Source organism: Psychrobacter sp. 16-MNA-CIBAN-0192 (assembly GCF_040309565.1).
GTDB lineage: Bacteria > Pseudomonadota > Gammaproteobacteria > Pseudomonadales > Moraxellaceae > Psychrobacter.
The window spans coordinates 1-252 of the sequence record NZ_JBEOOX010000508.1 but is presented as its reverse complement, the minus strand read 5'-3'; the positions used below and the strand labels follow the sequence as shown (position 1 = coordinate 252).

Sequence of the window (252 nt, the reverse complement as noted above, 5' to 3'; positions counted from 1 at the left end):
GCACTAACGAGCTTAATTGCGCTAAGTCGGCTTCGGTTACTTGTTCGCCATTGCGAATTTTTTGCAGAACGCTGTCGGTTTCAAATAACGGGGTGAGTGTTTTTTCAACCTCTTGTCGGTATATTTGATAATCAATAGAGACTATTTTTGTAAGCCTATCAGCTTCGTGTATTTGGTTTGCGTCTTCTTTTATATCAAGCACAAAGTCACTTTTTGGCGGTGTTATGTCTTTATTACGCAGGTGTATAATAC

At 39.3% G+C, this 252-nt stretch carries 1 protein-coding gene; it reads right to left on the bottom strand.

Annotation, left to right across the window (positions count from 1 at the left end; translation table 11 throughout):
• Nucleotides 1-252, bottom strand: a 252-nt coding sequence (locus AAEY78_RS14155; RefSeq protein WP_352340041.1) for a hypothetical protein, incomplete at both ends; no start/stop codon positions are given.